General features: G+C 68.7%; 25 protein-coding genes and 3 pseudogenes. 12 read left to right on the plus strand and 16 right to left on the minus strand.

Features of this window, described 5'->3' with window-relative positions:
• The first annotated feature begins 25 nt into the window (after positions 1-25).
• The gene (locus tag ACIPW5_RS26035; RefSeq protein ID WP_401249386.1) at positions 26-355 is read left to right on the plus strand and encodes a hypothetical protein; all 330 of its coding nucleotides are present in this window, start codon (positions 26-28) and stop codon (positions 353-355) included.
• On the opposite strand, the pseudogene ACIPW5_RS26040 reads toward ACIPW5_RS26035, so the two are convergent.
• A pseudogene (locus tag ACIPW5_RS26040) lies at positions 319-660 on the minus strand (transposase); the annotation flags it as partial. The gene ACIPW5_RS26035 and the pseudogene ACIPW5_RS26040 overlap by 37 nt on opposite strands.
• Before the next feature lie 28 nt (positions 661-688).
• On the opposite strand from ACIPW5_RS26040, the gene ACIPW5_RS26045 reads away from it, so the two are divergent.
• Together ACIPW5_RS26045 and ACIPW5_RS26050 are read left to right on the plus strand one after the other, a co-directional pair.
• The gene (locus ACIPW5_RS26045; protein WP_401249388.1) at positions 689-1426 is read left to right on the plus strand and encodes a hypothetical protein; all 738 of its coding nucleotides are present in this window, start codon (positions 689-691) and stop codon (positions 1424-1426) included.
• Complete coding sequence (locus ACIPW5_RS26050) at positions 1423-2310, plus strand: phosphotransferase (protein WP_401249389.1); 888 nt, start codon at positions 1423-1425, stop codon at positions 2308-2310. Before ACIPW5_RS26045 ends, ACIPW5_RS26050 begins: the two co-directional genes overlap by 4 nt.
• A gap of 14 nt (positions 2311-2324) precedes the next feature.
• Here the strand turns inward: ACIPW5_RS26050 and ACIPW5_RS26055 are convergent, their stop codons facing one another.
• Positions 2325-3440: a methyltransferase domain-containing protein gene (locus ACIPW5_RS26055; RefSeq protein WP_401249390.1), complete on the minus strand. Its 1116-nt coding sequence runs from the start codon at positions 3438-3440 to the stop codon at positions 2325-2327.
• A 7-nt stretch (positions 3441-3447) separates the two neighbouring features.
• On the minus strand, positions 3448-3609 hold the full coding sequence (locus ACIPW5_RS26060; RefSeq protein ID WP_401249393.1) for a hypothetical protein: 162 nt from the start codon (positions 3607-3609) through the stop codon (positions 3448-3450).
• A 200-nt stretch (positions 3610-3809) separates the two neighbouring features.
• Here ACIPW5_RS26060 and ACIPW5_RS26065 point away from each other — a divergent pair, with 200 nt between their 5' ends.
• The gene (locus ACIPW5_RS26065; RefSeq protein WP_401249396.1) at positions 3810-4121 is read left to right on the plus strand and encodes a multiprotein-bridging factor 1 family protein; all 312 of its coding nucleotides are present in this window, start codon (positions 3810-3812) and stop codon (positions 4119-4121) included.
• Positions 4122-4143: 22 nt separating this feature from the next.
• On the opposite strand, the gene ACIPW5_RS26070 is transcribed toward ACIPW5_RS26065, so the two are convergent.
• The gene (locus ACIPW5_RS26070) at positions 4144-4974 is read right to left on the minus strand and encodes a S1 RNA-binding domain-containing protein (RefSeq protein WP_401249399.1); all 831 of its coding nucleotides are present in this window, start codon (positions 4972-4974) and stop codon (positions 4144-4146) included.
• Positions 4975-5009: 35 nt separating this feature from the next.
• Complete coding sequence (locus ACIPW5_RS26075) at positions 5010-5198, minus strand: hypothetical protein (protein WP_401249402.1); 189 nt, start codon at positions 5196-5198, stop codon at positions 5010-5012.
• Between the two features lie 118 nt (positions 5199-5316).
• On the opposite strand from ACIPW5_RS26075, the gene ACIPW5_RS26080 reads away from it, so the two are divergent.
• Positions 5317-5682: a cupin domain-containing protein gene (locus tag ACIPW5_RS26080; protein WP_401249405.1), complete on the plus strand. Its 366-nt coding sequence runs from the start codon at positions 5317-5319 to the stop codon at positions 5680-5682.
• A 351-nt stretch (positions 5683-6033) separates the two neighbouring features.
• Complete coding sequence (locus ACIPW5_RS26085) at positions 6034-6351, plus strand: Imm51 family immunity protein (protein WP_401249408.1); 318 nt, start codon at positions 6034-6036, stop codon at positions 6349-6351.
• 28 nt (positions 6352-6379) lie between these two features.
• Here the strand turns inward: ACIPW5_RS26085 and ACIPW5_RS26090 are convergent.
• The 3 genes and pseudogenes from ACIPW5_RS26090 to ACIPW5_RS26100 form a co-directional block, all read right to left on the minus strand.
• Positions 6380-7502, minus strand: a pseudogene (locus ACIPW5_RS26090) (IS630 family transposase).
• Between the two features lie 551 nt (positions 7503-8053).
• On the minus strand, positions 8054-8443 hold the full coding sequence (locus ACIPW5_RS26095; protein ID WP_401249410.1) for a hypothetical protein: 390 nt from the start codon (positions 8441-8443) through the stop codon (positions 8054-8056).
• Between the two features lie 163 nt (positions 8444-8606).
• A complete protein-coding gene (locus ACIPW5_RS26100; RefSeq protein ID WP_401249413.1) occupies positions 8607-9737 on the minus strand; it encodes an ATP-binding cassette domain-containing protein in 1131 nt (376 codons plus the stop codon).
• 139 nt (positions 9738-9876) lie between these two features.
• On the opposite strand from ACIPW5_RS26100, the gene ACIPW5_RS26105 reads away from it, so the two are divergent.
• Positions 9877-10425, plus strand: coding sequence for a DUF4262 domain-containing protein (locus tag ACIPW5_RS26105; RefSeq protein WP_401249415.1), 549 nt, complete (start codon positions 9877-9879; stop codon positions 10423-10425).
• Here ACIPW5_RS26105 and ACIPW5_RS26110 read toward each other — a convergent pair.
• Positions 10360-10842, minus strand: a complete 483-nt coding sequence (locus ACIPW5_RS26110) for a transposase (RefSeq protein WP_401249417.1) — start codon at positions 10840-10842, stop codon at positions 10360-10362. The genes ACIPW5_RS26105 and ACIPW5_RS26110 overlap by 66 nt on opposite strands.
• 415 nt (positions 10843-11257) lie before the next feature.
• On the opposite strand from ACIPW5_RS26110, the gene ACIPW5_RS26115 reads away from it, so the two are divergent.
• Both ACIPW5_RS26115 and ACIPW5_RS26120 read left to right on the plus strand, forming a co-directional pair.
• A complete protein-coding gene (locus tag ACIPW5_RS26115) occupies positions 11258-11509 on the plus strand; it encodes a transposase (protein WP_401249420.1) in 252 nt (83 codons plus the stop codon).
• A gap of 44 nt (positions 11510-11553) precedes the next feature.
• On the plus strand, positions 11554-12354 hold the full coding sequence (locus tag ACIPW5_RS26120; RefSeq protein ID WP_401249423.1) for a hypothetical protein: 801 nt from the start codon (positions 11554-11556) through the stop codon (positions 12352-12354).
• Positions 12355-12469: 115 nt separating this feature from the next.
• Here ACIPW5_RS26120 and ACIPW5_RS26125 read toward each other — a convergent pair whose 3' ends face one another.
• The 5 genes from ACIPW5_RS26125 to ACIPW5_RS26145 all read right to left on the minus strand — a co-directional run bounded on the left by ACIPW5_RS26125 (position 12470) and on the right by ACIPW5_RS26145 (position 20876).
• Positions 12470-13027, minus strand: coding sequence for a hypothetical protein (locus ACIPW5_RS26125; RefSeq protein WP_401249425.1), 558 nt, complete (start codon positions 13025-13027; stop codon positions 12470-12472).
• A gap of 73 nt (positions 13028-13100) precedes the next feature.
• On the minus strand, positions 13101-13586 hold the full coding sequence (locus tag ACIPW5_RS26130; protein WP_401249428.1) for a hypothetical protein: 486 nt from the start codon (positions 13584-13586) through the stop codon (positions 13101-13103).
• Between the two features lie 356 nt (positions 13587-13942).
• Complete coding sequence (locus ACIPW5_RS26135; RefSeq protein ID WP_401249431.1) at positions 13943-15241, minus strand: hypothetical protein; 1299 nt, start codon at positions 15239-15241, stop codon at positions 13943-13945.
• A gap of 519 nt (positions 15242-15760) precedes the next feature.
• Complete coding sequence (locus ACIPW5_RS26140; protein WP_401249434.1) at positions 15761-16231, minus strand: hypothetical protein; 471 nt, start codon at positions 16229-16231, stop codon at positions 15761-15763.
• Positions 16232-16292: 61 nt separating this feature from the next.
• Positions 16293-20876: a ricin-type beta-trefoil lectin domain protein gene (locus ACIPW5_RS26145; protein ID WP_401249437.1), complete on the minus strand. Its 4584-nt coding sequence runs from the start codon at positions 20874-20876 to the stop codon at positions 16293-16295.
• Between the two features lie 426 nt (positions 20877-21302).
• On the opposite strand from ACIPW5_RS26145, the pseudogene ACIPW5_RS26150 reads away from it, so the two are divergent.
• A pseudogene (locus tag ACIPW5_RS26150) lies at positions 21303-22084 on the plus strand (IS5 family transposase).
• Positions 22085-22462: 378 nt separating this feature from the next.
• Here ACIPW5_RS26150 and ACIPW5_RS26155 read toward each other — a convergent pair.
• Positions 22463-23035 (minus strand): IclR family transcriptional regulator C-terminal domain-containing protein, encoded by a 573-nt coding sequence (locus ACIPW5_RS26155; RefSeq protein WP_401249440.1) that lies wholly within the window; start codon positions 23033-23035, stop codon positions 22463-22465.
• A 1216-nt stretch (positions 23036-24251) separates the two neighbouring features.
• Here ACIPW5_RS26155 and ACIPW5_RS26160 point away from each other — a divergent pair.
• Complete coding sequence (locus ACIPW5_RS26160) at positions 24252-25097, plus strand: hypothetical protein (protein WP_401249443.1); 846 nt, start codon at positions 24252-24254, stop codon at positions 25095-25097.
• A 4-nt stretch (positions 25098-25101) separates the two neighbouring features.
• Here the strand turns inward: ACIPW5_RS26160 and ACIPW5_RS26165 are convergent, their stop codons facing one another.
• Entirely contained in the window at positions 25102-25470 is a 369-nt protein-coding gene (locus ACIPW5_RS26165; protein ID WP_401249446.1) for a DUF6233 domain-containing protein, read from the minus strand.
• A gap of 148 nt (positions 25471-25618) precedes the next feature.
• Here ACIPW5_RS26165 and ACIPW5_RS26170 point away from each other — a divergent pair, with 148 nt between their 5' ends.
• On the plus strand, positions 25619-26479 hold the full coding sequence (locus ACIPW5_RS26170) for a hypothetical protein (protein ID WP_401249449.1): 861 nt from the start codon (positions 25619-25621) through the stop codon (positions 26477-26479).
• The last annotated feature ends 163 nt before the right edge of the window (positions 26480-26642 follow it).

Consider the following 26642-nt stretch of genomic DNA (forward strand, 5'->3'; position numbering starts at 1 on the left):
TGAGCGCGGTTGATACTGTCCGACCGTGACGTTGACTGACCTGAGAGACGGCTTTCGCGACGATGACCAGCGGCAGTGGGTCCAAGCAGTCGTTCACAGTCGCCTCGCGGATGACCGGGAGCCGCAGGAGTGTCGCTACCTGATGCGCTTCTGGTGGCAGCTGCGCATGCCGTACCAGGAAGTTTCGCTTGAGGAGCTACACCTCAACGTCGGCAGGCAGAAGCTGGACGCCCTCATGGAACTGATCAGCGCCATCCGGTCCTCCCACGACGAGATCGATGCCTGGCTTGCCGCTGCGGAGAAAACGTTCCCGGTGATTCAGGACCGCGGCTTCAGCTTGCACAGCGACGGCTGAGGCACGAGCTTCGTCAGGCGCCGCCAGCAGATGATGCAACAGGCGAGCTTGAGGAACGCTTCGTGGATGTCGTCGCGGATCTCCCAACGGATCCGCAGGCGGCGGAACCAGTGCAGGTGGGCGAACGCGCGCTCCACGACCCAGCGGCGAGTGCCGAGCCCGGAACCGTGCTCGGTCCCGCGGCGGGCGATCACCGGTTTCACCCCAAGTTCCCACACGAGACGGCGGTACTTGTCGTGGTCGTACCCGCGGTCACCGAGCACGACGTCCGGGCGACGCCGGGGCCGGCCGCGTTTGCCCCGAACCGACCATCGTGCTGAGTTCCTCGGGGCCGTGGCACGGCTCGGACTCGTCGCCGGAGCCTCCCACTTCGATGTCTACCGTCACGACGACGCCCGGCTGGCCTTCAAGATCGCCGTGGAATGCGCCGAGGAGGGACAGCACTGGCACCTTCGGGCGAAGGGCTACTCCCTGCTCGCCCGCCAGGCGATCTGGGTCGGTAACGCCGACGACGGCCTGACCAACGCAGAAAAGGGACTGGTCCGTTCAGACCGGCTGACTGCATCCGAGCGGGCCATGCTGTACACCGCCCGCGCAAGGGCCTTCGGCAAGCTGCGCAACGTCCCGGAGACGATCGCGGCCGTTGGCCTGGCTGATGACGCCTTCGCCCAGCGCCGTCCTGAGGACGATCCGCCGTGGATGGCGTACTACGACGCCGCCCAGCACAACGGAGACACCGCGTACGCCCTCTGGGACCTATCTGTCGGCACCAGCGGCTACGACCCAGCCCAGGCGCAGCAGCGGTTCACCGCAGCCGTGAACGGACACGGGCCGACCTTCGCACGCTCCAAGGCCATGTCCTGCACCAAGCTGGCGTCCCTGCTGATGCGGCGGGGAGACCCCCGCGAGGCCGCCGCCCTCGGGCACGAGGCCCTCACCCTCGGCGGCGACCTCACCTCACTTCGGGCCGCAGACGACCTGCGGCAGCTCGCCCAGTTCGCCGGCAGACACCCGAAGATCCAGGAAGCCGCAGCCCTCAAGGCCGAAATCGAAGCTACCGTGCGAGTATGACAAGCCCGACCGCACCCGCCTTCGACGCGCTCCACGAAGCCTGCTCCGCAGTCGGCTTCGACACTCGCGACGCCGAACCGGTCCGCGTGGCGGAGAACCAGATCTGGCGGCTGCCGCGCGGGATCGTCGTGCGCATCGCACCAGCCGACCGGCTCCCCTCGGCCAACCGCGAGATCACCGTCGCCCGGTGGCTCGCGGAGTACGGCATCCCCGTCGTGAGACCTCTGCCTGTCGAGCAGCCCGTCGAGCGAGCCGGACGCGTAGTGACGTTCTGGGAGGAACTCCCACCCCACGCCCATGGTTCAACCGCGGACGTCGCCACAGCCCTCACAGAGCTCCATGCCCTCCCCCTTCCCGACTTCGACATCGGCCACCTGGACCCCTTCGTCCGCATCCCCGCACGACTCTCCACCGCCCTGACCCTGACCAACGACGACCGCCAGTGGCTCCTGGACCTGTACGCGGACCTCGCCAGCCAGTGGGAGGCCGGTCTCCCACCAGGCCTCCCCACCGCCCCCGTACACGGAGACGCCTGGCCCGGCAACGTCGTACGGCTAGACCAAGGCGGCTGGCTGCTGATGGACCTGGAACGCTTCTCGGCCGGCCCACCTGAATGGGACCTTGTCTCCACCGCCGTACGGGCCAGAACAACCGGCGCGGTCACACCAGCGGAGTACGAGGCCTTCTGCGACACCTACGGGCACGACGTAACGACCTGGGCCGGCTACACCACCCTCGCGGGGGCCCGCGAGCTCCGCATGGTGACCTATGCTGCCCAGCACGCTGCCGGCATCCCACGCTGGCAACCCGAGGCACAGCACCGGGTCGACTGCCTACGCGGTCGAAAGGGACCGCGCCCGTGGACATGGACAGGCATCCTGTAGCAGCGCACGACCGATCAAGCCGCGTACGGCCCCCCGTCGGGGGACATGCACCAGATGGTCTGCCGCCCGGGTGCCACGGTCATCCCGAAGTCGTAGAGCCCGGGGGCGCCATGCCTCTGCCAGTGCGTCCAGCCGCTCTCCACGTCCTCGAACAGGTTCCGCGGGCCGCCTTCGTGGACCAGGGCTCCGTCCGGGCCGCCGCCGGTGACGGTGGCCCAGGAGTCGGCCCCGTCGTGGAGCCAGGCGGTGAAGCCTTCCTCCGTCCTGCCGGTGGTGAACCGGATGCCAGGGGCCCAGACTCGCAGCCCGAACAGCAGTCCCAGGTTGCTCCCGAGGATCCGCACGTCTCGTTCGGTCCGTCTGGTCCGGCCAGCCGGGTGGTCGGCCTGGATGGCGTGCAGCTCGCGGCCCTGGTCGACACCCCGGCTGGGCATGAACATCCCCAACCCCTGGACCCACCCAGATGCGGACTGGCCGTCGTCGGCGACAGTGAGCGCAACGTGGCCGAGGCGCCCCCAGGGGGTGACGATCCGCCCTCCGGGCCGGGTCTGGGCGATCCAGGACCACGGGACGGTCTCGACCGCGTAGGTAGCGATCAGCCGATCGTACGGCGCGCCCTGGGCCCAGCCCGCGTTCCCGTCCCCGAGCTGCACCTCGACATCGAATCCGGCCGCCTTGATGTGCTGTCTCGCGGCCGCCGCGAGGTCGGGGTCAACCTCCACGCTGGTGACCAGGCCGGGGCCGGCCCGGTGCGCGAGCAAGGCCGCGTTCCAGCCGGCGCCCGCGCCGACTTCGAGTGTTCGGTGCCCGGGTTCGAGGATCAGGGAGTCGAGCATGTCCGCGACCACGGAGACGCACGACAGGCTGGAGGTCGGCAGCCCGCCCCCGACCTGGGTGACGGCGGAGTCGTAGGGGCCCGCGTAGACGAGGTCGGCCCACGCCTCGGGCTGAAGAGCCCGGTCGACGGGCACGTAGGCGGCGCCGTCCCACGTCCATAGGATGTCGGGAGCGAAGCGGTGCCGGGGGACGTCTTCCAGGATGGCGCGGCGGACCCACGGGGAGTCCGTCGGCCACAGCTCCTGGGCGTCCATGGCCTCCGCCAGCATGTTGCGGCGATGTTCCAGACGCATTGCGGTGCTACCTTCGGCGCTTGCCCGAGCCGGAGCCCGGGTCGGAGACCTGGCCGTCGGAGTTGCCGGGCGGCGGTGTGCCGGTCGACAGCGGCGGGGTCGGCTTCGCGTGGCTGCCGCCGCCGCTGTTCCCCCCGTTCCCCCCGCTGTCGTTCTTGTCCTTCGCCATGACGTGCTCCCCTCACTGGTCGGTGATGAGCTCTTGCCGTGCGTGACCAACCACACCACAACGGCGCGATTGCCGGGCGTGGATGTGCGGATCCCGCATCCGCCCTTGCAGATCCGGCACACGTCCTGTGCCCGCCCGGTCACAGGACGTAGGGTGGGAACGGCAGACCTGTGAGCCACCTCTGGCCGGAGAGGAACCTGGTGAGCACCGACCCGCTGTGGACGACCCGCCATGCCCAGTCCCTCGCCGCGGGCCAGCAGGCCGGCGGCCTCGTACGGCTCGGCCGACAGGCTCTCGGCTGGCGTCAGGCCGACCTCGGCGAACGGCTCCTCTGCTCTGCCTCGACCATTTCCCGCCTGGAGGGCGGCCAGCTCGGGGACCTGCACTTGCTGAAGTCGGCGGCCCCCGAGGTCGGGGCCAGGGTGGATAACGAGCAGAAGGGTGGTCGCGACGAACCCATGGTGTCGGGAGAGCAGTTTGCCGGAACGAAGGCGGCGGTTCAGAGCTTGTAGGTTGCGGCAAGACCTGGAGAGGTCAGTCGAGAGCCGTAGAAGCCTGCCGTCGGGAGAGGGACAACCTGCGTCGCTCTCGGTCGATCTCTGTGACGACGACCGTGATCTCGTCGCCGACTTGAACGACCGCCTCTGGAGCCTCCACAGGCGTCCAGGTGAGCTCTTGCAGATGGACCAGTCCCTCGATCCCGCTGGTGACCTGCACAAACACTCCGAACGGGACCAGCTTGGTAACTCGTCCCTGCAGTGCTTGCCCCACCGTGGTGGTCTCGACGAAGGTCTGGAACGGGTCGGGCTGCGTCGCTCGCAGGGACAGCCTGGCCTCTCCGTTCGTTGTGTCGAACTGGAGGAACTCACACCTAACGCGCTGGCCCACTTGAACGATGTCCGAAGCTGTCTCGAAGTGTCGCCAGGACAGCTCGGGGATCGTGATGAACCCGACTCCGGGGAAGACCGGATGGTTTGGGCCGTCGTCCAGTGCCACGAACACTCCGAACCGTTCGATCGACCCGATCCGGCCCGACAGTATTTCTCCGGCGCGGAGGGCTTTCAGGAATGCCCAGAGCTCGGGGTTCTCCGTGGCGGCCGTGGACATCCAGGCTCGACCTTGCTCCAGGTCGATGGCAGTCACCTCGGCGGTTATCCGGTCGCCGGCCTCCACTGCCGCTGCCGAGAACCGGACCCAGGACAGATCCAGCGACCCCACGAACCCCAGAGGACGTGCGGCGAAGCCGTCCAGGGTCACCGACACACCTCGTGGAGTCACTTCTGCCACGGTCCCGCTGCAGACATCACCGACCTGGATAGCAGCCAGAAACTTCCGGGAAAACTCATCGTCCGACGCCCCGCCCATGCCGCCCAGCCTCTCACGGGAATCCGTCCGTCAGGTCATGGGAGGGATTCGTCCTCGGCGACTGAGGCGGCGGCGGTCGTGTAGCGGAGGCTAGTTTTGGCACCGAGCGAGAACACGTGCGCGAGGTGGAGTGGATCCGATCCGCTGGCAAGAGCCTCCTCCAGGATGCGGTCCTGCCGTAGTTGGTCGACGCCCACGGGCAGGTCCTTGACCAGCCTGTCCATCCAGAACGTGCCTACTGCCGTTGTCGTCGTGGCTGTGTTCCGGCTGATCAGCAGGGCTCACACCTGTCTCACGCAGGCCGCCGTTCCGAGGTGCGACAGGCTCCCTCAGAATTCCTACATGAAGATCCTCGACATCGACACGCTTGTCGGCTCACAGACGACGGCCTACGGCAGCCAAGGTGTTCGACGCGTCCGTGTTCACGTCGGAAGCGGTTCTTCCGCCGTGAACATCATGCACCTGGCGCCAGGCGGACGCATCGGGCGGCATATTGCGCCAGTGCCACAGGTCCTCATCGTCACAGAAGGCCAGGGGTGGGTCAGCGGCACAGACGGTGAACCCGAGGCCCTGACGAGGGGACAAGCTGCCTGTTGGGCCGCAGGCGAGGAACACGAGACCTGGACCGACTCTGGCATGACAGTGCTCATCGTCGAGGCCCAGTCCCCGCCGCAGGAGAGCATGCTCGGGGAAGCTGCACAGGGATAGCAGTACTCGGGACCAGCGCCAGGCCATGGGGAATTACGTGAACTTACCCCTGGGGACTGACCTTCTCTGTAGGACTGCCTGAGTTCGCCCTTCTGGCCGTGGAGGACGATGACCACCCGGGACGAGGGCCGGGCGCCCACGCGGCTGGAGCGGGACGTCCTCGAGGTCCTGCTGCGATGTCCTTGTAGGCGACCTCCCGGCCCGCACCTCGCTGGAGGGGCACACTCGGGCAGGCAAAAACGGCCGTTTTTGCCTGCCTGCGCTACTGCTGTGACCGGGAAGGTTCACCGGGTTCGCGAGCTGTGAGGAACCGGGCGAACGGTTCGCGTGCTGGGGTGAGACGATCGCGCTGTGACCATCCACCTCCATGACTTCGATGGCGAGCACTCGCTGACGTTGAATGCCGGCGGCCTGGCTGCCGATGCCGCGTTATTTGCCGCCGGACACGAGCCGAACGGGTACTTCTGGGAAGGTCTCGTGCGGTTTGCCTGGCCGGATATTGCCGAGCACGTCGATTTCGACAGCGAGGCTGGCATGTTCTGCGTGGTCGGCAGTTCGAGCGACCTCGCGCGACTCAAGACAGCCGTCGAATCCGTCATCACGAGCCCCGAGGCAGTCCGCGACATCATTACCCGTGCGGAGGCTTCGGGCTTCGAGTTCGACGACTAATGCTGTGACCTCGCCGGGTTGAGCGGGGTCAGGCCACGGCCGGCAGTGGCCTGCCGCCCCAGCGGCGACCTCGTTCGCTGCGGACGCGTGCGCGTTCGCGTCGTTGGGCGGCCAAGACGTCAGGGTGGCGGGCGTTCTGGTTGCGCCAGCGCAGGTAGTTGTGCAGGGCCCGGGTCTGGACCTTGTGGTTCGGATGGTTGGAGTTGGCCAGGGTGAACTGCCGCAGGGGCCCGAAGTGGGCCTCGATGGGGTTGGCCCAGGACGCGTAGGTGGGTGTGAAACACAGCTCGACTTTGTTCCTGGCCGCCCACCTGCCGATCTTCCAGTTCAGGTGGGCGGAGAGGTTGTCGAGGATCACGTAGATCGGAGCGCCGTCCGGGCGGGCGGCGCGGATCGATCGCAGGGCGGCCCAGGTGTGGTCGATGCCCTTGCGGCGCCGGTTGACACCCCACAGCTTGTCGTCGCCGCCGGAGTAGCAGCCGTGGAAGTAGGTGATGCCGTGGGTGCGGCGGTAGGTGGCCGGCAGACGGTCGGGCCGGTTATGTTCGGACCAGCAGGAGCCGGCGGGTCGGGCGGATGCCCAGCGGCCCGAACTCGTCGAACGCGAACGTGCGGTCCGGACGCTCGTTGACCGCGTACTCGATCCGGGCGAGCTTGGCGTCGAAGGCGGGGTCCGGGGACTCCTTCCAGGTCTTTGTCCGCTGGAAGGTGATCCCGCGGCGGGTCAGTAAGCACCGCAGGGTCTCGCGGCCGATCCGGATGGGCCTGGCGATGTTGCGGCGCAGGTGGTCGGCCAGTTTACGGACCGACCAGCGGGTGAAGGGCTTGCCCAACATGGTCGGGCGGATGGTGGCCGTCTGGATGACGAAGTCCTCGTTGTCACGGTTCAGCAGGCGGGGACGGCCTCCGGCCCACTGAGGGTTAAGGCATGCGAGCCCGATCTCGTTGAAGCGGTGGATCACGTCGCGGACGGTGTCCTCGTCCGCCTGGACCAGCCGCGCGATCACCGGGACCGTGCTGCCGACGGCCGAGGCCAGCAGCATCATCGCCCGCCGGAACCGCACCGAGCTGGTACTGCCCCGCCGAACGATGTGCTGGAGCTTCTGTCCCTCCTGCTCCGTCAGCCTGCGGACCTTGACCGGTGGTGCCATCCCGCCTCCCCTGCTGGTTGGAAGCGACATCGCTTCCAACCAGCACAACGAGCAACCCGGTGAACCTATGCGGTCACAGTACTAGGCCGCCCGCTCAGCCCAGCACGAGGCCACCCCGGCACAGGCCTCAGCCTGACCGAGGTGGCCATCGCGAGCTTGCCCGTCTGGGCTGCTTGAGTCCCTACCAGGTGTGAGTGCCTGCTGCTCCGGCAGATGATCGCCATCGACGCGGTGATCGGCACCCGCGATGCCGCGCCATGCGCACGGGGTTCGCCAACCCCCGCACGGCCTTGGGCGGCTGAGGGGGAAGAAGCGGGGGAGGCAGGAGGGGGATATTGAGGGGAGGTAAGAGGGGGAATCTGCCCGGGACACCGAACTGATCCCGCACCTTGCATTTGCACTGGTCAGGTGCCCTCTTCGGTGGCGGTGACCGGCCGGACTTTATTTATGTAGGGAGAGGGAGTGGTTGAGGAGGGGGAGGCGGTTGGCTTCTGTCGGGCGTCTGACGGATAGGCGGGACCGGACCACTGGCATGCGTGGAAGTTGGTCGATCAGGCTGTGCCGCTGGCGGTGAGGGTGACGGTGGTGGTGCCTTGGGTGTAGCCCGAGAGGAGGCGGCGCGCGAGTTCGGAAAGGGAGGCCGTGGCCTGGTCGGTCGCGCGGCGTGTTTCGGCTTGGGCGACGGCGTTGTCGGCGAGGTTGACCCCTACGGCGGTGAAGTCGCTGCCTTGGGCGTCAGCCGGTTCGAGGGTGATGTGGCCGGCGGCGTAGCTCAGGAGCAGGACTTCCAGGACGCGAGCGCCGGTGAGGTGTTCGTTTTTGGCTTTGGTGCTGGCTTCCTGCCAGGTGCCCATGTCGAGGAAAAGGGAGCGGCGGCGGCGGGTGGGAGGCTGGTGGGCCGCGGCTGCGGGCAGGGGATCGATACGGCTGCGGTCGCTCATGACCAGCTCCTTTGCACGTGGGGCCCTCAGGTTAGGGTGTGGGCGGTGCCCGGTGTTGTGGCGGGTGATCGCCCCAGTGGGGCCGGGTACCGAGCGGGGGCCGGGGCAGGGCCGCTAACCCTGCCGCCGTTCTGGTGTGACCAGCACGGGCCGGCCCCCGTCTCTACGCCCGCGGTGTGGCCGCTTCTCCTGAACCCTGCTGCAGCTGGTACAAGTCGGCGAAGAGACCGCCGGCGGACACCAGCGAGGCGAAGTCACCTTCCTCGATGACCTGCCCGCGGTCCAGGACGATGATCCGGTCCGCGAGGCGGGTGTTGACCAAACGGTGGGTGACGAACACGGTGGTGCGTCCCGTCGCAAGGGTCCGGAGACGTTCGAAAACGTGGTGCTCGGCACGTGCGTCGAGGGCGGAGGTTGGCTCGTCGAGGATGAGAACGGGTGCGTCGCGCTGGAAGGCCCGGGCGATGGCCAGGCGCTGCCATTGCCCGCCGGAGAGGTCATGTCCGCCCCACCAGGACCGGGCGAGCAGGGTGTCGAGGCCTTCGGGGAGACTGTCGATGATGGTGGTTGCGCCGGCCGCTTCCGCGGCCTCCAGGACTGCCTTGTCCCCAGGCTCGGCCTGGTTTCGGCCGAGGGTGATGTTCTCCCGGACGGTCATCGGCCAGCGGGTGAAGTTCTGGGGGACCCGGCCGATGTTGGACCAAACGGAGTGCGCGTCGCAGGTGGCCAGGTCGTGGCCGTCCCACGACACCACCCCGGTGGTGGGCAAGTACAGGCCGGCGAGGAGGTTGGCGAGGGTGGTCTTTCCGGACCCGTTCTCGCCGACCAGGGCGACGACCTCTCCGCGGCGGAGCTTGAGGTCGATGCCGTCCAGGGCCGTCCGGTCGCTGCCGGGGTAGGTGAAGCCGACTGCGGTTGCGACAATCGCGTCCGGCCCATCCGGCCCCGCCTGCACGGGGCCGCGGCTACAACGCAGGAGTGCGGCGCGCCGGCAGAAGCGCTGCCAGTCGTCCAGCCGCAGCGCGGTGCGGAACAGTTCGGACCCGGCCCGCACCCATGCGCCGGTCGCCCGCTGGCACGCCTGGACACCGATGACGGCCGTCGCGGCCTGGGACAGCGACAGCACGCCGCGGGAGGCAAGAACCCACAGGGCTGTCCACACGGCTCCAGCCGCCAGCGCGCCGGCCGCGTCGCTCGCCCAACGCACGCCCATGATCCGCCGGACAGCACGCAGGTCCTCCGCCTCCAGGCGGGCGGACACCGACCGGTAGCGGTTCAGGAGGAAGGAGCCCATGGCCGATGGCTGCGTAGGTCAGAAACAGGTTCTGGCACGGATGTTGGGGAGCCGTCGCGGAGGGTGATGGCCCTGTTCGATTGAGAGGGGTCCAAACCCGGGTGGCTCGACGTGAGGGCTCACCCCGTACCCTCCGCACATGACTGATGATCCGTTCCAGTGCCGCTGTGTCCTCTGCCATGACTGCGGCGACCGGGACGAAGCGGACCGCATGGATCTGACGGTCATCGAGCATGTGCAGCAGCACGGATGGCACGTTGTGATGGTTCCCGAAGACGAGATCGGTCCTGGATTCGCATACACCGTCGGCCTCGCGCACACGCACGGCGGACCTGAACTCGCCATGTTCGGGCTCGATGTCCGCGCCATGCACCACATGCTCAACACCCTCGGGGAGAAGTCTGCCGCGGGCGAAGCACTGGCGGATGGCCAGAGCCATCCTGATGTTGTCGTCGGTCATCGAGTCACGCTCAGGCAGGTTGATCGCGGCTGGTACCGGACCTTCTTCGGGCAGGCCCTTGGGTTCTACCGGCGACCGCCTCTGCCCGTGCTGCAAGTTGCGTGGCCTGATGCCGAGGGTCATTTCCACTGGGATGCGCAGGCTGACGAGAGGCATCGCGAGTCACAGCCTCAGCTGTGGCTGCCTCCGAGCGACTATCCTGTCGGAATCTGGACGGCCGAACTCTGACCTGGGGCGTGGCGGGAGGTGAGTCGGCACCCGGGTGATGCACTGCTGAAGCAAGATCATCATGCGTAGGAGCTCGAATCCGGCCCGACCGTAGAGCTGCCGCTTGATCTTCTCGAGACGGTTCACGGCACCCTCGATGCTGCCCGAGCTCCAGTCGAGAGTGAGGCCGGCGGTCACGGCGTCGAGGTCCCGATGCAGGTGTAGTGCGAAGCCGGTGAGGCCGGGCAGCCGGCTGGCTTCGACTGCGTCGATGCAGGCCGGGAGTGTGGAGCCGAGGCGGTCGGTAAGCATCTCGCCGAAGTCGCGGACGTGTCCGGCAGCTGTGTCCGGTTCGGGACAGCGGGCCAGGAGGTCCTTCAGGCCGGCTCGGTCTTCCCCGGCCAGGGCCTCGGGATGTCGGGTGATCCAGCCGGTCACCTGCCGCACCGTCGGCGCCCTCGGCGGTGCTGACGACGGAGCCCCGCGCAAGGTGGCGATGTGAGCTCGGACCATGCCGTAGGTGACGGGAGCCTGCTCGGCGACCAGCTCGCCATGCAGCCGGGTGACGCTGGTGCATCACGAAGGGCTGCACCAACGCCTGGAAGCTGTGGGAGGAGATCAAGGAACAGGGCTACCCGGACGGCTACAGCAGCGTTCGCGCCTACCTCAGCCGGAACCTCCGCAGCAAGCCCCAGCCGGTCGGCCCCGGGCCGCCGTCCGCCCGTGCCGTCACCCGCTGGATCCTCACCCACCCCGACGCCCTGGCCGAAGGTGACCGACTCCAGCTCAAGATGGTACTGGCGAACTGCCCTGAGCTGGACGCACTCGCTGTCACGTGGGCTCGTTCGCCCACATGCTCACCCAGCTGCAAGGCCACCAGCTGCCGGCCTGGATCGAAGCCGCGACCACCACCGACCTGCCCAGCCTCCAACGGTTCGCCCGGCACCTGGAACGCGATCTCGACGCCGTCACCGCCGGACTCTCGCAGTCGTGGAACTCCGGAGTCGTCGAAGGCCATGTCAACAGGATCAAGATGGTCAAGCGCCAGATGTTCGGCCGCGCCGGCTTCGAGCTTCTGCGCAAGCGAGTCCTGCTCTACACGTGACACCCGGGCACGGGTCCGGATCGTCGACGCAATAGCCTCAGCCTGTGACCCTGAGCCGCAGACAGACCGAGCCGCCTCACCCCGCCGAGCTCCCTCCCTTTCAGACACTGCTGGACACTACGGACTGGGCATCGATCTTCACCGCCTACGGGACGGGCGAAGCCCTGCCGGCGGCGCTGACGCTCCTCACTGACCCTGACCCGACCGTCAGGGAATCCGCCCTCCGCGACGCCCTGGGGCCCGTGACTCACCAGAACAGCATCTACGAGGCCACCGTCCCCGTGGCGCTTTGTGTCGCGGCGATCCTCAACCATCCGGCCATCACGGTGGCCAAGGACAACCCCGGCGGTGGGACACAGAACCGCCCAACGCTCGTGGAGCTGCTCGACTGGCTCGGTGACACCGCCTACGACGCCGACGATGAGTGCGTCGCCGCCGGCGAATGCTTCTTCGACGGAGACTTCCTGGCCGAGTACGAGCCTATGCGTGCTTTCCGGGACGCACGCCCGGCGATTTTCTCCGCTGTTCATCCCCTTCTGGGTCATGACGATGCCGACGTTCGCCGCACCGCCCTGGTCGCCGCCATCCCCCTCATCGAGCACCCCCTCCTCACCCAGCACCAGGCCGAGATGGCCGACCACGCCCGCCGCCTCCTGGCCACCTGCACCGACCGGCAGCACCGAGACTGCGTCCTGGACGCGCTGAGGACATGGGGCCATGACACCAGCGGACTGGAGAACAAGTCCGACATCGTGGCCCGCGAGCACCACACCCAGCTCAGAGCCGCCCGTGCCTGGGACGGAAATTGGACGGGCGGCAGCTACAGCGACGACCCGCCGTTCTGACTCAAGACCCACGTCCCCCTGAAACCTCCGTCGATCACTCAGAGCGGTCGCACCACAAGAAGTGGACCAGAGCCCGCTCTCACCTACGCAGCCACAGACCCGCAGAACACGGTCGTCAGAGGTCGCACGGCTCTTCGGCCGGTGCCCGCAGCAGATGTTGGGCCACACCTCGTGCCACGGTGCGTGTCGGTTCGTCAAGGTCAGCGAAGACCGCTTCGGGCTCTTCGGAGAAGGCGGCACGCAGCGCGTACAGGCACGCGAGGGTGTTGACGACCTCTGGCAGGTTGGGGTTCTCGGCCTCCATGCGGCCCCAGTCGTAAAGACCGGTTGGCGAACCGTTGTCGCTCGGGCAGGGACGGCCAAGGAGACCGGCGAGGTAGTGGTGATCGCTTTCCGCGGCCTCGCCTGTCCGGGGCCGCTCCTGGCGGGGCTGGAGGTACGAAGTGAGGTCTTGCTCCGCCCACCCGTTCTGACGGTAGTGCAGTGTGATCACCCGGGTGATCTGCGACAGGGTGTCGATGGCGTCGCCCAGACGGTAGAGCACCATCCGCGGGACATTGAAGGGACTGTTGCCCTGGGCGTAGCGCAGGGCGTCCGTCAGGTCCCGGACTGCCTCGCAGGCGCTCGCGTGGATCCCCGAGACCAGGCCCGCCGGCATGTTCGCTGTGTCCATGCCGGGAGGCTAGGGCTGGCCAGGAGACCGATCGCCTGGGCTCCTCCACGGGAACGGTGTCGAGCACGGCAAATCACCCGGCTGGCGGTTCGACGGCGCAGACTACACCTCGTCGCGGTGCCAGCCCCGCGTTGTGATCCCGCCGCTCCTCTCCGGGCCGGAGCACCCACTGCAGCTGGAGGAACGCGGCCGTCTCGTCCTCGAACTCGGCGTGGACCCCGTACTTGAGCGCCGACGGGTTCTCGCGGGTGCTGTAGCGGGCAGTGGTGACGGCGCCTACCGTCACGGCGGCGTGGGCGAGGAGCAGCTCGATGTCGCCGGTGCTGACCGGTCCGGAGGCCGGCAGCGTGGGCGCGAGGTCGAGCCCGGGGATGGTGGGCCGGGACTCGGGGGTGGTCCGTACCGAAATCCGCCACCAGGCCTCGCCACCGCTGGCAGCGCGGGTGACGACGCCGGAGGCCAGGCCGTCTCCCGGCCCGACTTCGGCCGCCCGGCTGTTTCCAAGCCCGCACCGCTCACTGAAGGACCTGGCGCGGCCGGGACGGGCGGCTACCGCCACCTCCTGATGCCCGCGCGGGTGATCTCAGCTGGTGCCAGTCCGCGGGCCGGTGCCGGTGTCTGGCCTTGCCCCGGTCGGCGCGCGCAGCTTCCGTGAGCGGCGCGCCCCGCTCACGGCGGGTCCTGACGGCGACCGGCTTGGAACCGCCAGCCGACTCCCAGGTGCGGATCCGCTTGACCTCCGCCGATGGGGAGGGAGGCCCCAGCGCCGCCGTCTACCTGGACGTCCGGATCCCCGCCCAGGAGAACGCCACCACGCCCAAGTGGCCTGGGCCGTGGCACCTCAGGCCGCGTCAAGCGTTGGACCAAGGCCTCGGTATCGAGACGGGGACAACGCCTGTCGTTGCCGGGGCCGGGTCAGTAGCGGTCGACTCCGGTCATGATGCGGACCGCCTCCCGGATGCTGATAGCCGCCTGTCCCTGGCCGACCCGGGTCACGCTCACTGCCCCCTCCGCCGGGGTCGGGGCAGAGGCGGTCGGCTGTTGCGGTACTTGGAGGACGACGACCCGTTGCCCTCGGGGTGCCTGCGCGGTGATCCGGTCGGCTTCCCGCTCCGTCGCGGCGAACAGGACCAGCCCGTCCAGCTGCTCACGCTGCGCGGGGATGCGACTGGCCACCGGGCAGATCACCCCGTACAGCTCACCGTGCACCGTGACCGACACACCCATCGCGAACGCGGGATCCGGATCCCGGCCGACCTTGACCGGTTGCCCGGTCTCGTGGTGCACGTACGCGCTGACCACCCCGGCCAACGTGGCTTGGCGCTGCAGCAGGGCGTTGATGTGTCCCATGTGTGTGGCCTGGTCCTGCTCCTCGCGCCGGCGGGCCGCCGCCAGACGCTCGGCGGCGCGTTCCCGGTGCCCGGCCGCCGCCAGCTGCTCGGCCTCCAGACCGAAGTACGGGCGCGTGACCCACCGCAGCACCGACGGCCCCACCCGAAGCCGGTACGGGCGGACGGTGTTCCGGCAGAGGGCCGCCACGAACCGGTCCAGCGGGACCTCGACGTCTTCCCACCCGCCATGACCGGCGCACGGCAGCGCCCCCGGCACCTGCTCGCACAGGGGCCGCTTGAGGCACCGTCCCGCCACGAACCGGGCCGCGCCGGCCACGACCTGGAGCGGCCCGCCGTCCCCGGCCCGGGCCAGCTGCACCGCCGGGGTGCTGTCCAGCCACGGGACCTTCCGCCGGTCACTGAACCAGCACACTTCGACCCCGGCGGCCGCGTACCGGGCGGTGCGCATCTCGATCTCCGCCGCGGCCTTCGGCGCCAGCTGCGCTTCGAGTGCCACCCGCCGCCCGTCCGGCATGGTCGCCAGGGCGTCCGCCGTCCAGGACCCGTCATCCGCCCGGGCCTCCAGCTCAACCACCGCGCCGGCGTCCCGGGCGTGCCAGGCCAGGTCCAGCTTCAACAGGTGGCGCGCCATGCTCTCTTTGGCGCCCGTGCACTGCGGCGCGTTGTCGGCGTGCCGCAGGTGCCACAAGTCCCGGCCGCCGTGGGTGACGTGGACCAGGTGGAGGCGCCACCCGCATTCACGGCATGTGACCGGAGCCGGTTTGTGGTGCAGCGCGGCGCGGTCCTGGCCGCATCCGAGGTCCAGCAACGTGGCGTCGATGCGCCCCCACTTGGCGTGAGTGCCGACGAACACCATGGACATTCCCCTTCTCCCGGAGGCCGCCCCCAGACCGCTCACGGCATCCATGGTCGCGCCGCGAAGGGGGGACCGCATCAATGTCCACCCTTGTATTACGCGAAAGCTTCGCGGGCGCCGCCAGGACCGTCGGCGGCGATGGCCTCGCGGGCTGCCTCGCAGGCACTGGTCTGGCCTTCGAGTATCGCGGTGATGTCGGGCTGCCGTTCGCGCGGAGCTGTGGGCGCAGCGGGTCACGGTGTGGTCATCGGATCCGACTGGCACCGGAGGGGAAGGAACACGGAACCCCTCCCGCCTGTCAGGGTTTCCTGACATCCGGACCCAAGGCGGCCGAGCGGAGGCAGGCAGGCCAGCGGAACCGCCCCACGCTCTGACCTGGAGCATCAGTGTGGGCCGCCACGCTCGCCGGGTAGCGGCCTGCACTGCTGCGCTCACGACACACACTCGCGCACCCGGATCAGCGGACTGGGCGGAAGGGGAAACGGCCCACCGGAAGGACCGGCAGGCCGTTCTGGAAAATGGATGCTAGCGTGCTAGTGGAATGAACATCGGTCGTAGTGCGGGTGGCAGGTCGCATGTCTTGCCGAATACCAGGACGTAATCTGGATTCATGCTGTCGTTCTCCAATGTGGCGATGATTCCCGCCGACAAGAGGATCTTGATCAGCGCAGTCTGCATGTGGAGACCGATCGTTCCGGGACGGCGGACAACCGGTGCATCGTGAGGTTGCCCGGAGGAAAGAGCATCCACAGCGGCCTGGCTCACGACGGCATTGGGCCTCCATCCCACGGATACGGGTGCCGAGGCAGTCTCCGCGTCGGTGTCGACATAGATCACAGCGCCTGATTGGCTCAGGCTGCCTTCTGCGCCGTCGCGGAAAGCAGTCAGGCCGGCATGCTGAAGTACCTGGACAACCTGGTCTGCTAGTTCGGTTCGGATGGCGACAACGTCATCGGAGGCACGGGAGAATCCGTACTCGGTCATGATGTTTTTCACACTTCCCGTGGTGCGGATGTGCTGGATTCCTTGAGGAAATTCACCACACTCGCTTCGTTTCCTATTCGACGGCGGACTGGCTGAGAGAAGCCCTCCCCCCGAATCCCCGAATCATGCTGTAGAGGAGATCGCCTGAGCCTGGACCGGCTGGCAGAGACCAGGAGATTGGCGTTCCGGGGCTTAGAGAGTTTTCCAGCAGAGTTCCACACGCTGCGCAGGGGCTGCGCTCACTATACAGTTCGGTGATCTGAGTCGGCTTGAATCCCTTCGCGGTCAACTGGTCCAGGATGTGGTTCTCCGAGTGATATCCGTTCCCCTTGCTGAAGCCGACCACGAGGTCGCCGGTCTTGGGGTCGTTCCACCCGGGAACCCTGGCGACCGCGACGTTGCGGTTGGTGGAGATTCCAGATGCGGTCCTGGCCTTGTATGCCATACGGCTGAGTTCGGTGCTGAGGTACGCGATCATCCCCTCGCAGGGATTGGCACCTTGTGTGCTTGCGATGCGGCGACCCAGGGGTTTGGGCGCGGCGCATCCTTCTACGAAGCCCCGGAGCGCCCTCGCGCCAATGCCCTCGATTGCGGCCTCAGTAAGCCCGAGGGTCCGTAGGGCTTTGTAGGCGTCCGCGACTCCGATACCGGTTCTGGCGGCGGCATCGGCTGCTCTGACAGCGTCTGCGATGGGCTTGAGGATCTTGCCGGAGAACAGCAGGGCGACGTCCAAGGCAGCCCAGGCGCATCCGGTCCAGCTTCCGCTCTCCCCGCCGGGCCACTTCTGCGCGCACTTGATCCAGTGTCCGAAGAGGATGTCCACCGGGCTGACGCCCGCCTGGTACTCGGCGATGGTGATGGTGTGCGTGATTTCCTGGGACAGCTCGTCCGTCGGGTACTCACCCAAGTACACCGTCCCGGCCGGCGGACATGTTCCCTTCGTGGGGTCCAGGACGTCAGCCGTGCACAGGTACAGATCCAGGAAGGCCTTGTACCGGATCTTGATCGTCATCGTGCAGTCGCCCTTGTAGAAGAGCGCGTCGATGAACCCCTCGCAGCCGGCCGTCTTCCTCAGCGTTTCGGGCTTGCCGATCTGCTCGGTGCGGTTGACTAGGTAGAACATGTTGCCGATGGACGCACCAGCACCGTCGGGGACGGTTCCGGTGTCGATCTGCTTGGCTTTGGCTGCCTTCTCGGCGCGCTCAGCTGCCTCCTGGGCTTCCTTGGCGTACTTGTCGGCGTCCTTCGCGGCCTGTTCGGCCTCACTGGCCGCCGTGGCAGCGCGGTCGGCCGCCGCGCGGGCGGCTTTGGCGTCCTGTTCGGCCTGGGCCGCTGCGGTGCGGGCGGCGGCGGCGTCGAGGGCTGCTTGGTCGGCGGAGTCGCGGGCCTCCTTCGCGTAGCCCTCGGAGCGGCCGGCCGCCTGGCCGGCGGCAGCGGCGTCGGCCGCGGCCTGTCGGCCGTACTCGGTGGTGCGGGCCAGAGACGCGGCTGCCAGGGAAGCCGAACTGGCCGCCTCGGCTGCATGGCCGAGGGCTTCCTTGGCGTATCCGCGGGCCTCGGAGGCGTACCCGGCTGCGTTGGCCGAGTGCTGGTAGGCGGCCTTCGTGTCCGCCTGCGCTGCGTCGGCGAGTGCCTTGGCCGAGGCCGCCTCTTCCTGTGCGTTCTTGGCATGTGCCTCGGCGATGGCCTTCTGCTGCTCGGCGATCGTCTTGGACGCCTGCCCGGTCAGCACGATCAGGGACGCGGTCGAGTCGGTGGTCACATACGGCGAACCGAGCTGGATCGCGTCGTTCGCCGGCCGGGCGACCCCGGCGGCCGCCTTCCCGGCATCGGCCGCGGCCTGCGCGGTGACGTATGCGAAGCCGGCTGCCTTGGCCGATGCCGCCCGCGCCTTGACCGCTTCCTGGCTCGCCGCATCCGCCTGGGTCCTGGCGGCCTTGGCCTTGCCGTCCGCCTCATCCGCCCGGGCGACGGCGCTGCGCGCCTCCGACGCCGCGTGCTGCGAGGCGGCGATCGCGTCCGCGGCCGCGCTGGTCGCGGTCTTCACCGCGGCGTCCGCCTTCAGCTTCGCGGCCTGCGCGGCTTCCGCGTCGGCCCGTGAACGCTTCGCCGCCGACTCAGCGCGGGTAGCCGCGGCATCCGCTTCCGCAGCGGCCCGCGTTGCCGCATCCGCCTCCCCGCGCGCTCTGCCGGCCGCTGTCTCGGCGTCCTTGGCGTGCTGGTCGGCCTGGTTGGCCGCCGTGCGAGCCGCGTCCGCCTCCGTACCGGCGTCGAGCGAAGCGGCGTAGGCAGCCTGGGCATCGGCCTTGGCCCGCTCGGCCTCCGCCCGCTGCTCCGCATTCCACGCGTCGTCACGCTTGGCCTTGGCCTCGTCACGGGCCTTGACCGCCCCGTTCCTCCGTTCGACCGCGGTGGCCTCGGACGCCTCCGCCTTCGTCCTGGCGTTCTGAGCCTTCGTGGCCTCCGCCTGTGCGTTCCCCCGATGCTGCGCCGCCTCACTCTGCTTGGCGGCCGCGGTCCCCCGCTCCCTCTTCGCCGTGGCCTCTTCAGCCTCGGCGGCGAGCCGCTTGGCGTGGGCGTCGGCAGCGGCGACCTTGGCGTCGGCCTCCGCCTTCGCCGCGTCGCCGAGCCTGGCCTTCGCGGTCTCGGCGTCCTTCTTCGCGTTGTCTCGATGCGTCCTGGCCGTGTCTGCGGCGGCCTTCGCTTGGAGCTCCGCCGTACGCGCGGCTTCCCGCCGGAACTCGGCCTTGGCCTGCGCGGCCTGTGCCAGGGCGCGCTGGGCGATGGTCTCGCTGTCCGCGCCGGAGGCACGGGTGGCGGCCTCGGCTGTCTCGCCGGCCTTCACCATGGCCTCCAGCGCGGCGGCAGCGCCCTTGGTGACCTGGGCCTTCTGCTGCCCTACCAGCAGCCCGCGGCCTCGCGGAGCACCAGCGGCGTCCGCGACCGTGTACGCGGCCTGCACAGCGGCTTCGGTGGCCGCAGCGGACTTCTTCGCTGCCGCGGCCTGGGCCCTGAGGACGTCGAGCTGCTTCTTCGCGCCTGCCTGGGCCCCGGTGACGGCGGCCTTGGCCTTGGTGAACTCGCTCTGCGGTGCGACGGCTCCGTTGCCGGACGGCTTGATGTCGAACTGCTGCGGGCCGGACCCGTTGCACTCCCACAGCCAGGAGTCGTATCCGGGCTCGTAGGTGTGCAAGTCGAGGCACTTGCCCGTGCCGACGTTCTTGATAGCGGTGGTGGCCCGCAGGTTGTACTCCCACGTCTGAGCCGGGGAGCTGTTGCACGTCCAGATCTGGATCCGGGTGCCGTTGGCCGAGTCGTTGTTCGAGACGTCCAGGCACTTCTGCGAAACCACGTTCCTCAGGTGCAGGCCGTCGTTGTCACCGAACAGCTGCCACTGCTGCGCCGAGGTGCCGTTGCACCAGTAGACCTGGACAGGCGAGCCGTCATTGGTCCCGCTGTTCTCCACGTCAAGGCACTTACCTGCTGCTGCATGGAGCTCGATCACCGCCGGCTTGTCACCGACCGCGCCGATCCCGCCCGGGGACCAATAGTCCTGCCAGCGGGTGGCGTGGTCGGCGACCCACGAGTGGCCCAGCATCTCGCCCAGAGACTTCGCCCCCGTCGCGAGCGCCGTGGTTGCCTCGGCGTTCGCGGTGAGGATCTGGTTGCGCTGGACCTGCTGCGAGGCGATCTCCTGTTGCCACTCGCCTGCGGCGGTAGTGGCGATGCCGCCGAGTACCCGGTTCGGGTCGATCGGGTCGCGCCATGCGCAGCTGGCGAACCGGGCTTTCAGGTCCTCGACAGCGATGCGGTACTCCGCCGTTCCCGGCTCGGGTGCCGTGCGGGGAAACCCTCCCGATGCCATGAACAGGCGGGCGTTGTCCGCCCCCATCGGCTCAGGGGACCACTCCGTCAGGTGCTGGAATGCCGACCGCTCTGCCAGATCGCGATTCCAGTTGGGTCCAGATGATTGGGGATCGGGGTCCTTCCCGTAGAGGGGGGTTCCCAACGACTTGACCATCCCCCTGGCCATGTCGTACGCCTTGGGGGTGGAGTCCTGATAGAAGACTCCTTCCTCGGTCCAGAACCGGTCGGCGATCCACTTATTCAGCCCGGTCTGCGTGTAGAAGTCTGTTTTCCCATCGCCCGGTGAGCCGGGAGGCCAGTGGAAGTCAGCGTTGTTCATACCTCCAGGCGGATTCGTCAGCCCCGTTAGGGGCTTCGCCCATGCATCCCGCTGGGCGCCGAAGGCGCTCATCGCGCTACTGGCCGCGTCCCGGTCCTTCTTGTAGGCGACCGCCAGAGGTGTCTGCTCCCAGTGGTTGCGGTCAGCCAGGACGTGCAGCTTGTCCTGTGCCTGGTTGAGGCTGTCCTGTGCGGTCTGGGCCATTGCAGGACCACCCAGGCGCAGAACTTCGTTCATCAGGCACTGATCCTGACGCCACTGCTCGGCAGGGGTGTCGTAGAGCCAGTCGTAGGAGTCTGCGACAGGGGTGGCGCGCAGCATGCTGGTCTGGTCGAACGCAGCAGGCTCAATGGCCAGCCCGCCTAAGACGGCCATAGCGACTATCGACGTCACGGTGGGAGTGAGGAGCTGGGATCTGGGCGACTTCCGGGAGAAGATGCCTGGTCTTGAGTTCACGTATGCGTCCTTCATGACGGCTGAAGGCGTCCAGGGAGGTCAGGACCCGAGAAGGCGGCTACCGGCAGCCTGCGATTCACAGGTATGGAAGCCGGCATGAACGATCCGGCGCGGCTGGCATCGCGGCACAGCAAACTCATCCCCCGCAGCGGCAGTGTCCCCCTGGCCGCCGTTAACATGTGAAATGGGCATCCTGGTCAGGGATGCCCGCTTCTGCGTTGATCACCTTACCCACGGTTAACCTGAGGCCACCACAACTATTAGGACATGTACTGCGGTCTCGATGCCCGATTTCCGGCCCCGTAAGATGCCTCGCGCTTTGTGGGTCGGGCTAGGGCGTGTCCGGAAAGTCGATCGCTCGTTAGTCCGTTCGTGGTGCGTCGACATGAACTGACGGATGATTCGTGGGCGTTGATCGCTCCGTTGCTGGCACCGGGGCGGATGGGCAGGCCCGTGCGGGACCGGCGCCAGGTCGTGAACGGGATCCTGTGGAAGCTGTCGACCGGCGCCGCCTGGCGGGACCTGCCCGAGCGTTACGGGCCGTGGAAGACGGCCTACGAACGCTTCCGGCACTGGTCCGCCGACGGCACCTGGGACCGGCTCCTGGCGCATGTCCAGCAGCACTGCGACGCCATCGGGACCGTGGACTGGTCGATCGTCTGCGTGGACTCGACCACAGTTCGTGCGCATCAGCACGCGGCCGGGGCACGAAAAGGGGGCCCTGGGAGGGCGAAGCCCTCGGCCGGTCGCGCGGCGGACTGACCAGCAAGATCCACCTGGCCTGCGACGGACGCGGCCGGCCGCTCGCCTTCACGATCACGGGCGGCAACGTCAACGACTGCACCCAGTTCGAGGCGGTCATGGGCCGGATCAAAGTCGCCAGGCCGGGACCGGGACGGCCCCGGACCCGGCCCGGCCGTGTCGTCGCCGACAAGGGCTACTCGGCCCGCAAGATCCGCGCCTACCTGCGACGACGCGGGATCGCTGCGACGATCCCCGAGCGGATCGACCAGATCAACGGACGCATCCGGCGCGGCGAGAGCCGCTGCCGCCTGGATCGGGCCGCCTACCGGCGCCGCAACGTCGTAGAACGCTGCTTCAACCGGCTCAAGCAGAACAAGGCCCTGGCCACCCGCTATGACAAACGAGCCCGCCACTACCAGGCCATGGTCACCATCGCCTGCCTACGGCTCTGGCTCCATGACTTTCCGGACACGCCCTAGCGCCGGACAGGCCTGGCAGGTAGGCGAGCACCTCACCCTGGCCGGCCCCGGGCACCCCTGGGAGGGCATGCGGTTCGCGTCCGCGTGGGGGTCTCGCGAAGTCCTGGACGTGGTCCTGGCGCGGCCGGAGGTGGTGGCGGAGGTCAGCGCCGACCGGTCTATTGAGCGCGGCGTCTACCGGTATCCGATGCGATTCAAGCGGCTGCGCCTGGAAGTGGGGTTGAAGGACGTGCCGCCCTTCGGGGGTGGTAGGGCTGCAGCCGGCTGAGCGTGATCGGTGCCGGCCAGCTGGGGTGTCGGCCTTGTTCGGGGATGCCGGTGCCCTGCCTGGTTGGTGCGTCGTGTGGCGCGTCGGCCGGGCAGGGCGGTGGTGGTGGGTTAGGGGAGTGCGATGCGGGGTGGGTCTGCGGGTCGGGTGGTCCAGACGTCGCCGGGGGTGGTGTCGGGGATGTCGTGGGTGGTGGTGAGGAGGTGGGCGAGGAGTCCGGTGGAGAGTTTGCTGAGGGCTCTGGCGGTGCGCTTGAGGCGGTGGTGCTGGTCGGTGGGCAGGGCGAGGGCGACGCAGGTGGCGTCGTGTCCGGGCAGGGTGAGGGAGAACGCAGCGCAGAGGTTGAGGTCGGAGTACTCCAGGAGGTCGTAGTGCAGGGTCCGGGGGCCGTCGCCGTCGAGGTTGTCGAAGAGGGTCCGCAGGTTGGTGATCGTGTGTCCGGTGTAGGAGCGGAGCTGGTAGCGGGTCAGGTGTTCCATGCGGGCGCTGAAGTCGAGGTCGGCCAGGAGCGCTTTGCCGACCGCGCTGGCGTGCGCGCTGTCGGTGAACGCGGCCCGGACCTGGACCGGGGGTGCGGTGGGGCTGTGGGAGGACTGGAGGATCTCGACTTCGCCGCTGGTGTAGATGGAGAGGTAGACGGCGGCGCCGAGCTGGTCGCGCAGAGCGTCCAGGGTCTGCTGCATCAGAAGCTGATGCTGCTCGGGACGTGCGGACCAGCCCGTTCGGGCGGGCGGGTGCTGCTCCAGACCCGGCGTGGGTCCCTCGTGCAGGACCGGTGGCCGGACTTGGTGGCGGCCGCCGAGCAGTTGCCGCCCGGCCTGGTCCTGGACGGCGAACTGCTCGTCTGGGACGGGGCGGAGGGCCGGCTGTCGTTCGAGGCATTGCAGCGCCGGCCGCCGCCCGTAGCCGCGGGGCCGCCGCCCTGGTCGCCCGCTGGCCGGCCTACTTTGTCGCGTTCGACCTCCTGCAGCAGGGCGGCGAGGAACTGTTGCTTCGCCCTACAGGGACCGCAGGACTGAACTGGAGAAGTTGTTCACCGACCGCGTTCTGACGGCCCCGTGGACGTTGTGCCCGATGACGACCGACTTGGCCAAAGCCCGGGAGTGGCTCCAGACCTGGACCGACGTATCAGGGGTTGAAGGTCTGGTCATTAAGCCCCTGACCAGCAAATATCTGGCCGGATACCGGGGCTGGACGAAGATCAGAAGACGGGACACCACCGAGGCGGTCATCGGCGCGGTCACCGGCACCCTGACTCGCCCGCAGCTCCTGGTCCTCGGCCGCCACGACACCGGGGGCCGGCTGTGCACGGTCGGCCGGACGGTTCCGTTGCGCCCCGATCAGGCCGCCAGGTGGCCGAGCGCCTCGCCCCGGTCGGCCCCGAACACCCCTGGGCCGGGCTCCGGTTCGCGGCGTCATGGGGGTCCCGGCACGTCCTGGACGCGGTCCTGGTCCGGCCGGAGGCGGTGGCGGAGGTCAGCGCCGACCGGCATCCGGTCCGCTTCAAGTGGCTGCGTCTGGAAGTGACGGCGGCGGCGGACGTCCCGCTCTTCGGCTGGGGCGGTCGACGCGGAGGCGGTCCGCGCCGCTCTGCGCGGAGTCGGTGCGGGGTCGGCGGTGGCCCGGCTGTCCGATGCGCTCGGCGTCCCGCCCGGAGCTCAACGCCTTCTCAAGCGATCAGTGCGGTCGCCCGTCAGGCAACCCGGCCTTCTCGCACCGCTGCCGGATCGCTGTCCTCCGCACACGGCGATCCCTACCATCGCCTTCACGGCCCGGGTTTGAGGGCACGATCTGGCCACTGGGGGGCTGAAGATGAGTTCGGGGTTAGGTCCGCCACACCCACACGGGAGCCTACCGCCGCTTCCGGGTCCTGTAGGGCTGGTCGGAGAAGCCTTTGCCGTGCTGGGCAGAACCTGGCGCCCCTTGCTCGGAGCGGTGCTGGCGTCGGAGCTCGCGATCCTGATCGTGGTGCTGATCACGACACTGCTCATGGGCCAGCTTCTGAGCCCCGACGTCTACGGAAAGCGCCCGAACGACCTGAGTGAGGAGGACGCCACCGTCCTGATCCTCCTCCTTCCCTTCGCCCTGTTGCTCTACCTGGTGCGGGGCGCGATGAGCGCCGTGGCGTGCGCGCTCATCGAGCAGTACCGGCCCGGCGGCCCTCGCGTCACGGTGTGGAGCCTGCTGAGGGCGGGCGTGCCACGTATACCGGCAGCGATCGGGAGCGACTTCCTGTCGACGACGCTCTTGATGCCCTTGCTGCTTACCACTGGCACCTTCATCGGCATCGAATCCCCGTACGTGCTTCTCGCTTCGGCTCCCCTCATCCCTGTCGTCCTCTTCGGCGTCTGGCTGTGGGTGCTGCTCGCGCTGGCCCCGGCGGTCGCAGCCTTCGAAAGGGTCGGGGCGGGCCAGTCCATGAGCCGCTCCGGTAAACTGGTCAAGGGAGCGTGGTGGCTGTCCTTCGCCACCCAGGGGCTGGCCTTCCTGATTGCGTACGGAATCGGCGCGCTGGCCGCGATGCTCGTATCCGTCCCCGGTTGGAACGGGGAGTACACCGCCTTCCTGCCGAACGACGACTCGTACCGTCCGAGCTCCTTGCGATTCGAAGCCATCACCGACCTCTACGGCACCCTGGCCCTCGGCACGACGCTCCTCATCGGTTTCTTGATGTTCCAGATCGCCTTCACCTACCTCGTCAACGCCCGCCTCTACCTCGCCCTACGGGCACGCGAGGCCGCATAAGGCTTCACATCCTTGGTGATCCACCCTGAGGCCGCTGCGCCCGCCCGGGGACGCAGGCACCCCGAGGGCGGGACCCTGTGCACCCAGCGCGCCGCCCGGGGCGGGAAGCTCGATTTTCACGAGGGTGACGGTGTCGCCGTGCGGCGGCAAGGGCCTGCCGCACGGCGTCGGTGGTGGCGCGTTTGCAGCGGGTGCGGGTGTCCCAGCACTGTCCGGTGTGGACGCGGACGGGTGGCCGGCCGGTGCCGATGCCGTGTTCGATCAGCCAGTCCGGGGGCGGTGGTGCGGGCCGGCGCGCGCCTTCGGCGGTTATCATCCGTTCCTCGGTGGCGATCCAGTCGCGGGTGCGCTGACCGCTTGAGCTCGCCCCCATCTCCAGCCGCCTACGGAGACATCGCCGCCCGCAGCCGCTGACCGGCCGGCCGCCCCCGGACGCCCGCCGCCCGCTGCCTGACCCGAACTGCCGCCGCGCGCGGCGGGTCTCCCCTCTCGGGAGCCGCCCGCAGGGCTACGCTCGCGTCGTGGGACACCCCGAGCAGCGCGCCGAAGGCGCGGGACCCTTCACCACCCGGCTCACCTGGCACCGCCCGGAAGGGGGAGCGGTGGTCTGGGAGTCACGGGTCGCGCGCCGGCGCGGAGCGCTGTCCGTCCCCGGCCCGGGGGACTCGCTCACCCTGTCCCCGGCGGCCGACGACGAGGCCCTCGGCCGGCTGCGCAGGCTCAACGCCATCGCCTCGGTCGCGTTCGTCATCGGCGGAGCCCTCTTCGCCCTCGGCGCCGCCGTGGCCCAGTTCGGCTCGGGCGACCCGCTGGAGAGCGCCTCGATCTACTTCGCGGGAGGCCTCTTCTTCAACACCGGGGGCTACACCTCGCTGCTCCAGGTCCTCAATGCGCCCCAGCACTCCCAGGGCGGCGGCCCGCTGGTCACCAACCGCTGGAGGTGGTGGGGGTACGAACCGATGAGCCTGGCCTGGCTGAGCGCCTTCGCGCTCTTCGCGGGGACGCTCGTGTTCGGCGTCAACTTGCTGGACTCCTTCCTCCAGGGGCTCAGTGTCCAGCAGACCAACCGGCTGATCTGGACCCCCGACGTGATCGGATGCCTGCTGTTCCTGGCCTCGGGGCACCTCGCGTTCGTCGAGATCTGCCACCGCTCCCGGCCCTGCCTGCGCTCACGCAGCCTGGGCTGGTGGGTCGTGGCGGTGAACCAGCTCGGATCGGTGCTCTTCATGGTCTCGGCACTGGCCGCGTTCACCCGGCCCGCTACGGGAAGCCTGGTCAACACCGGCATCGCCAACTGGGGCACGCTCACCGGCGCCCTGTGCTTCTCGGCCGGCGGCGTCCTCCAGGCCTTCGAACGGCCCCAGGGTCTGTCGTCAAAGTGACCTTGGGTTGTGGATTCACTGTGCGAACCGCGCCCGCATACGCTGCCCGGCCCTGACTCCTGCCCCGACTAGGCCGTGTTTTGAAAGTGGTGCACGATGGGGTCGACCGCGTACCGATCGAAAGAAGCCTCGTGGTTGACCCCGTGCTCAAGCACGCCCTGCG

It is taken from the genome of Streptomyces sp. NPDC090077, from assembly GCF_044747545.1.
Taxonomy (GTDB): domain Bacteria; phylum Actinomycetota; class Actinomycetes; order Streptomycetales; family Streptomycetaceae; genus Streptomyces.

Coding starts and splice junctions, on each gene's coding strand:
- ACIPW5_RS26050 (WP_401249389.1), top strand. CDS start 1,423: ATGACAAGCCCGACCGCACCCGCCTTCGACGCGCTCCACGAAGCCTGC.
- ACIPW5_RS26055 (WP_401249390.1), bottom strand. CDS start 3,440: ATGCGTCTGGAACATCGCCGCAACATGCTGGCGGAGGCCATGGACGCC.
- ACIPW5_RS26060 (WP_401249393.1), bottom strand. CDS start 3,609: ATGGCGAAGGACAAGAACGACAGCGGGGGGAACGGGGGGAACAGCGGC.
- ACIPW5_RS26070 (WP_401249399.1), bottom strand. CDS start 4,974: ATGGGCGGGGCGTCGGACGATGAGTTTTCCCGGAAGTTTCTGGCTGCT.
- ACIPW5_RS26075 (WP_401249402.1), bottom strand. CDS start 5,198: ATGGACAGGCTGGTCAAGGACCTGCCCGTGGGCGTCGACCAACTACGG.
- ACIPW5_RS26080 (WP_401249405.1), top strand. CDS start 5,317: ATGAAGATCCTCGACATCGACACGCTTGTCGGCTCACAGACGACGGCC.
- ACIPW5_RS26095 (WP_401249410.1), bottom strand. CDS start 8,443: ATGAGCGACCGCAGCCGTATCGATCCCCTGCCCGCAGCCGCGGCCCAC.
- ACIPW5_RS26100 (WP_401249413.1), bottom strand. CDS start 9,737: ATGGGCTCCTTCCTCCTGAACCGCTACCGGTCGGTGTCCGCCCGCCTG.
- ACIPW5_RS26105 (WP_401249415.1), top strand. CDS start 9,877: ATGACTGATGATCCGTTCCAGTGCCGCTGTGTCCTCTGCCATGACTGC.
- ACIPW5_RS26115 (WP_401249420.1), top strand. CDS start 11,258: ATGCTCACCCAGCTGCAAGGCCACCAGCTGCCGGCCTGGATCGAAGCC.
- ACIPW5_RS26125 (WP_401249425.1), bottom strand. CDS start 13,027: ATGGACACAGCGAACATGCCGGCGGGCCTGGTCTCGGGGATCCACGCG.
- ACIPW5_RS26135 (WP_401249431.1), bottom strand. CDS start 15,241: ATGTCCATGGTGTTCGTCGGCACTCACGCCAAGTGGGGGCGCATCGAC.
- ACIPW5_RS26145 (WP_401249437.1), bottom strand. CDS start 20,876: ATGAAGGACGCATACGTGAACTCAAGACCAGGCATCTTCTCCCGGAAG.
- ACIPW5_RS26155 (WP_401249440.1), bottom strand. CDS start 23,035: ATGCAGCAGACCCTGGACGCTCTGCGCGACCAGCTCGGCGCCGCCGTC.
- ACIPW5_RS26165 (WP_401249446.1), bottom strand. CDS start 25,470: ATGGGGGCGAGCTCAAGCGGTCAGCGCACCCGCGACTGGATCGCCACC.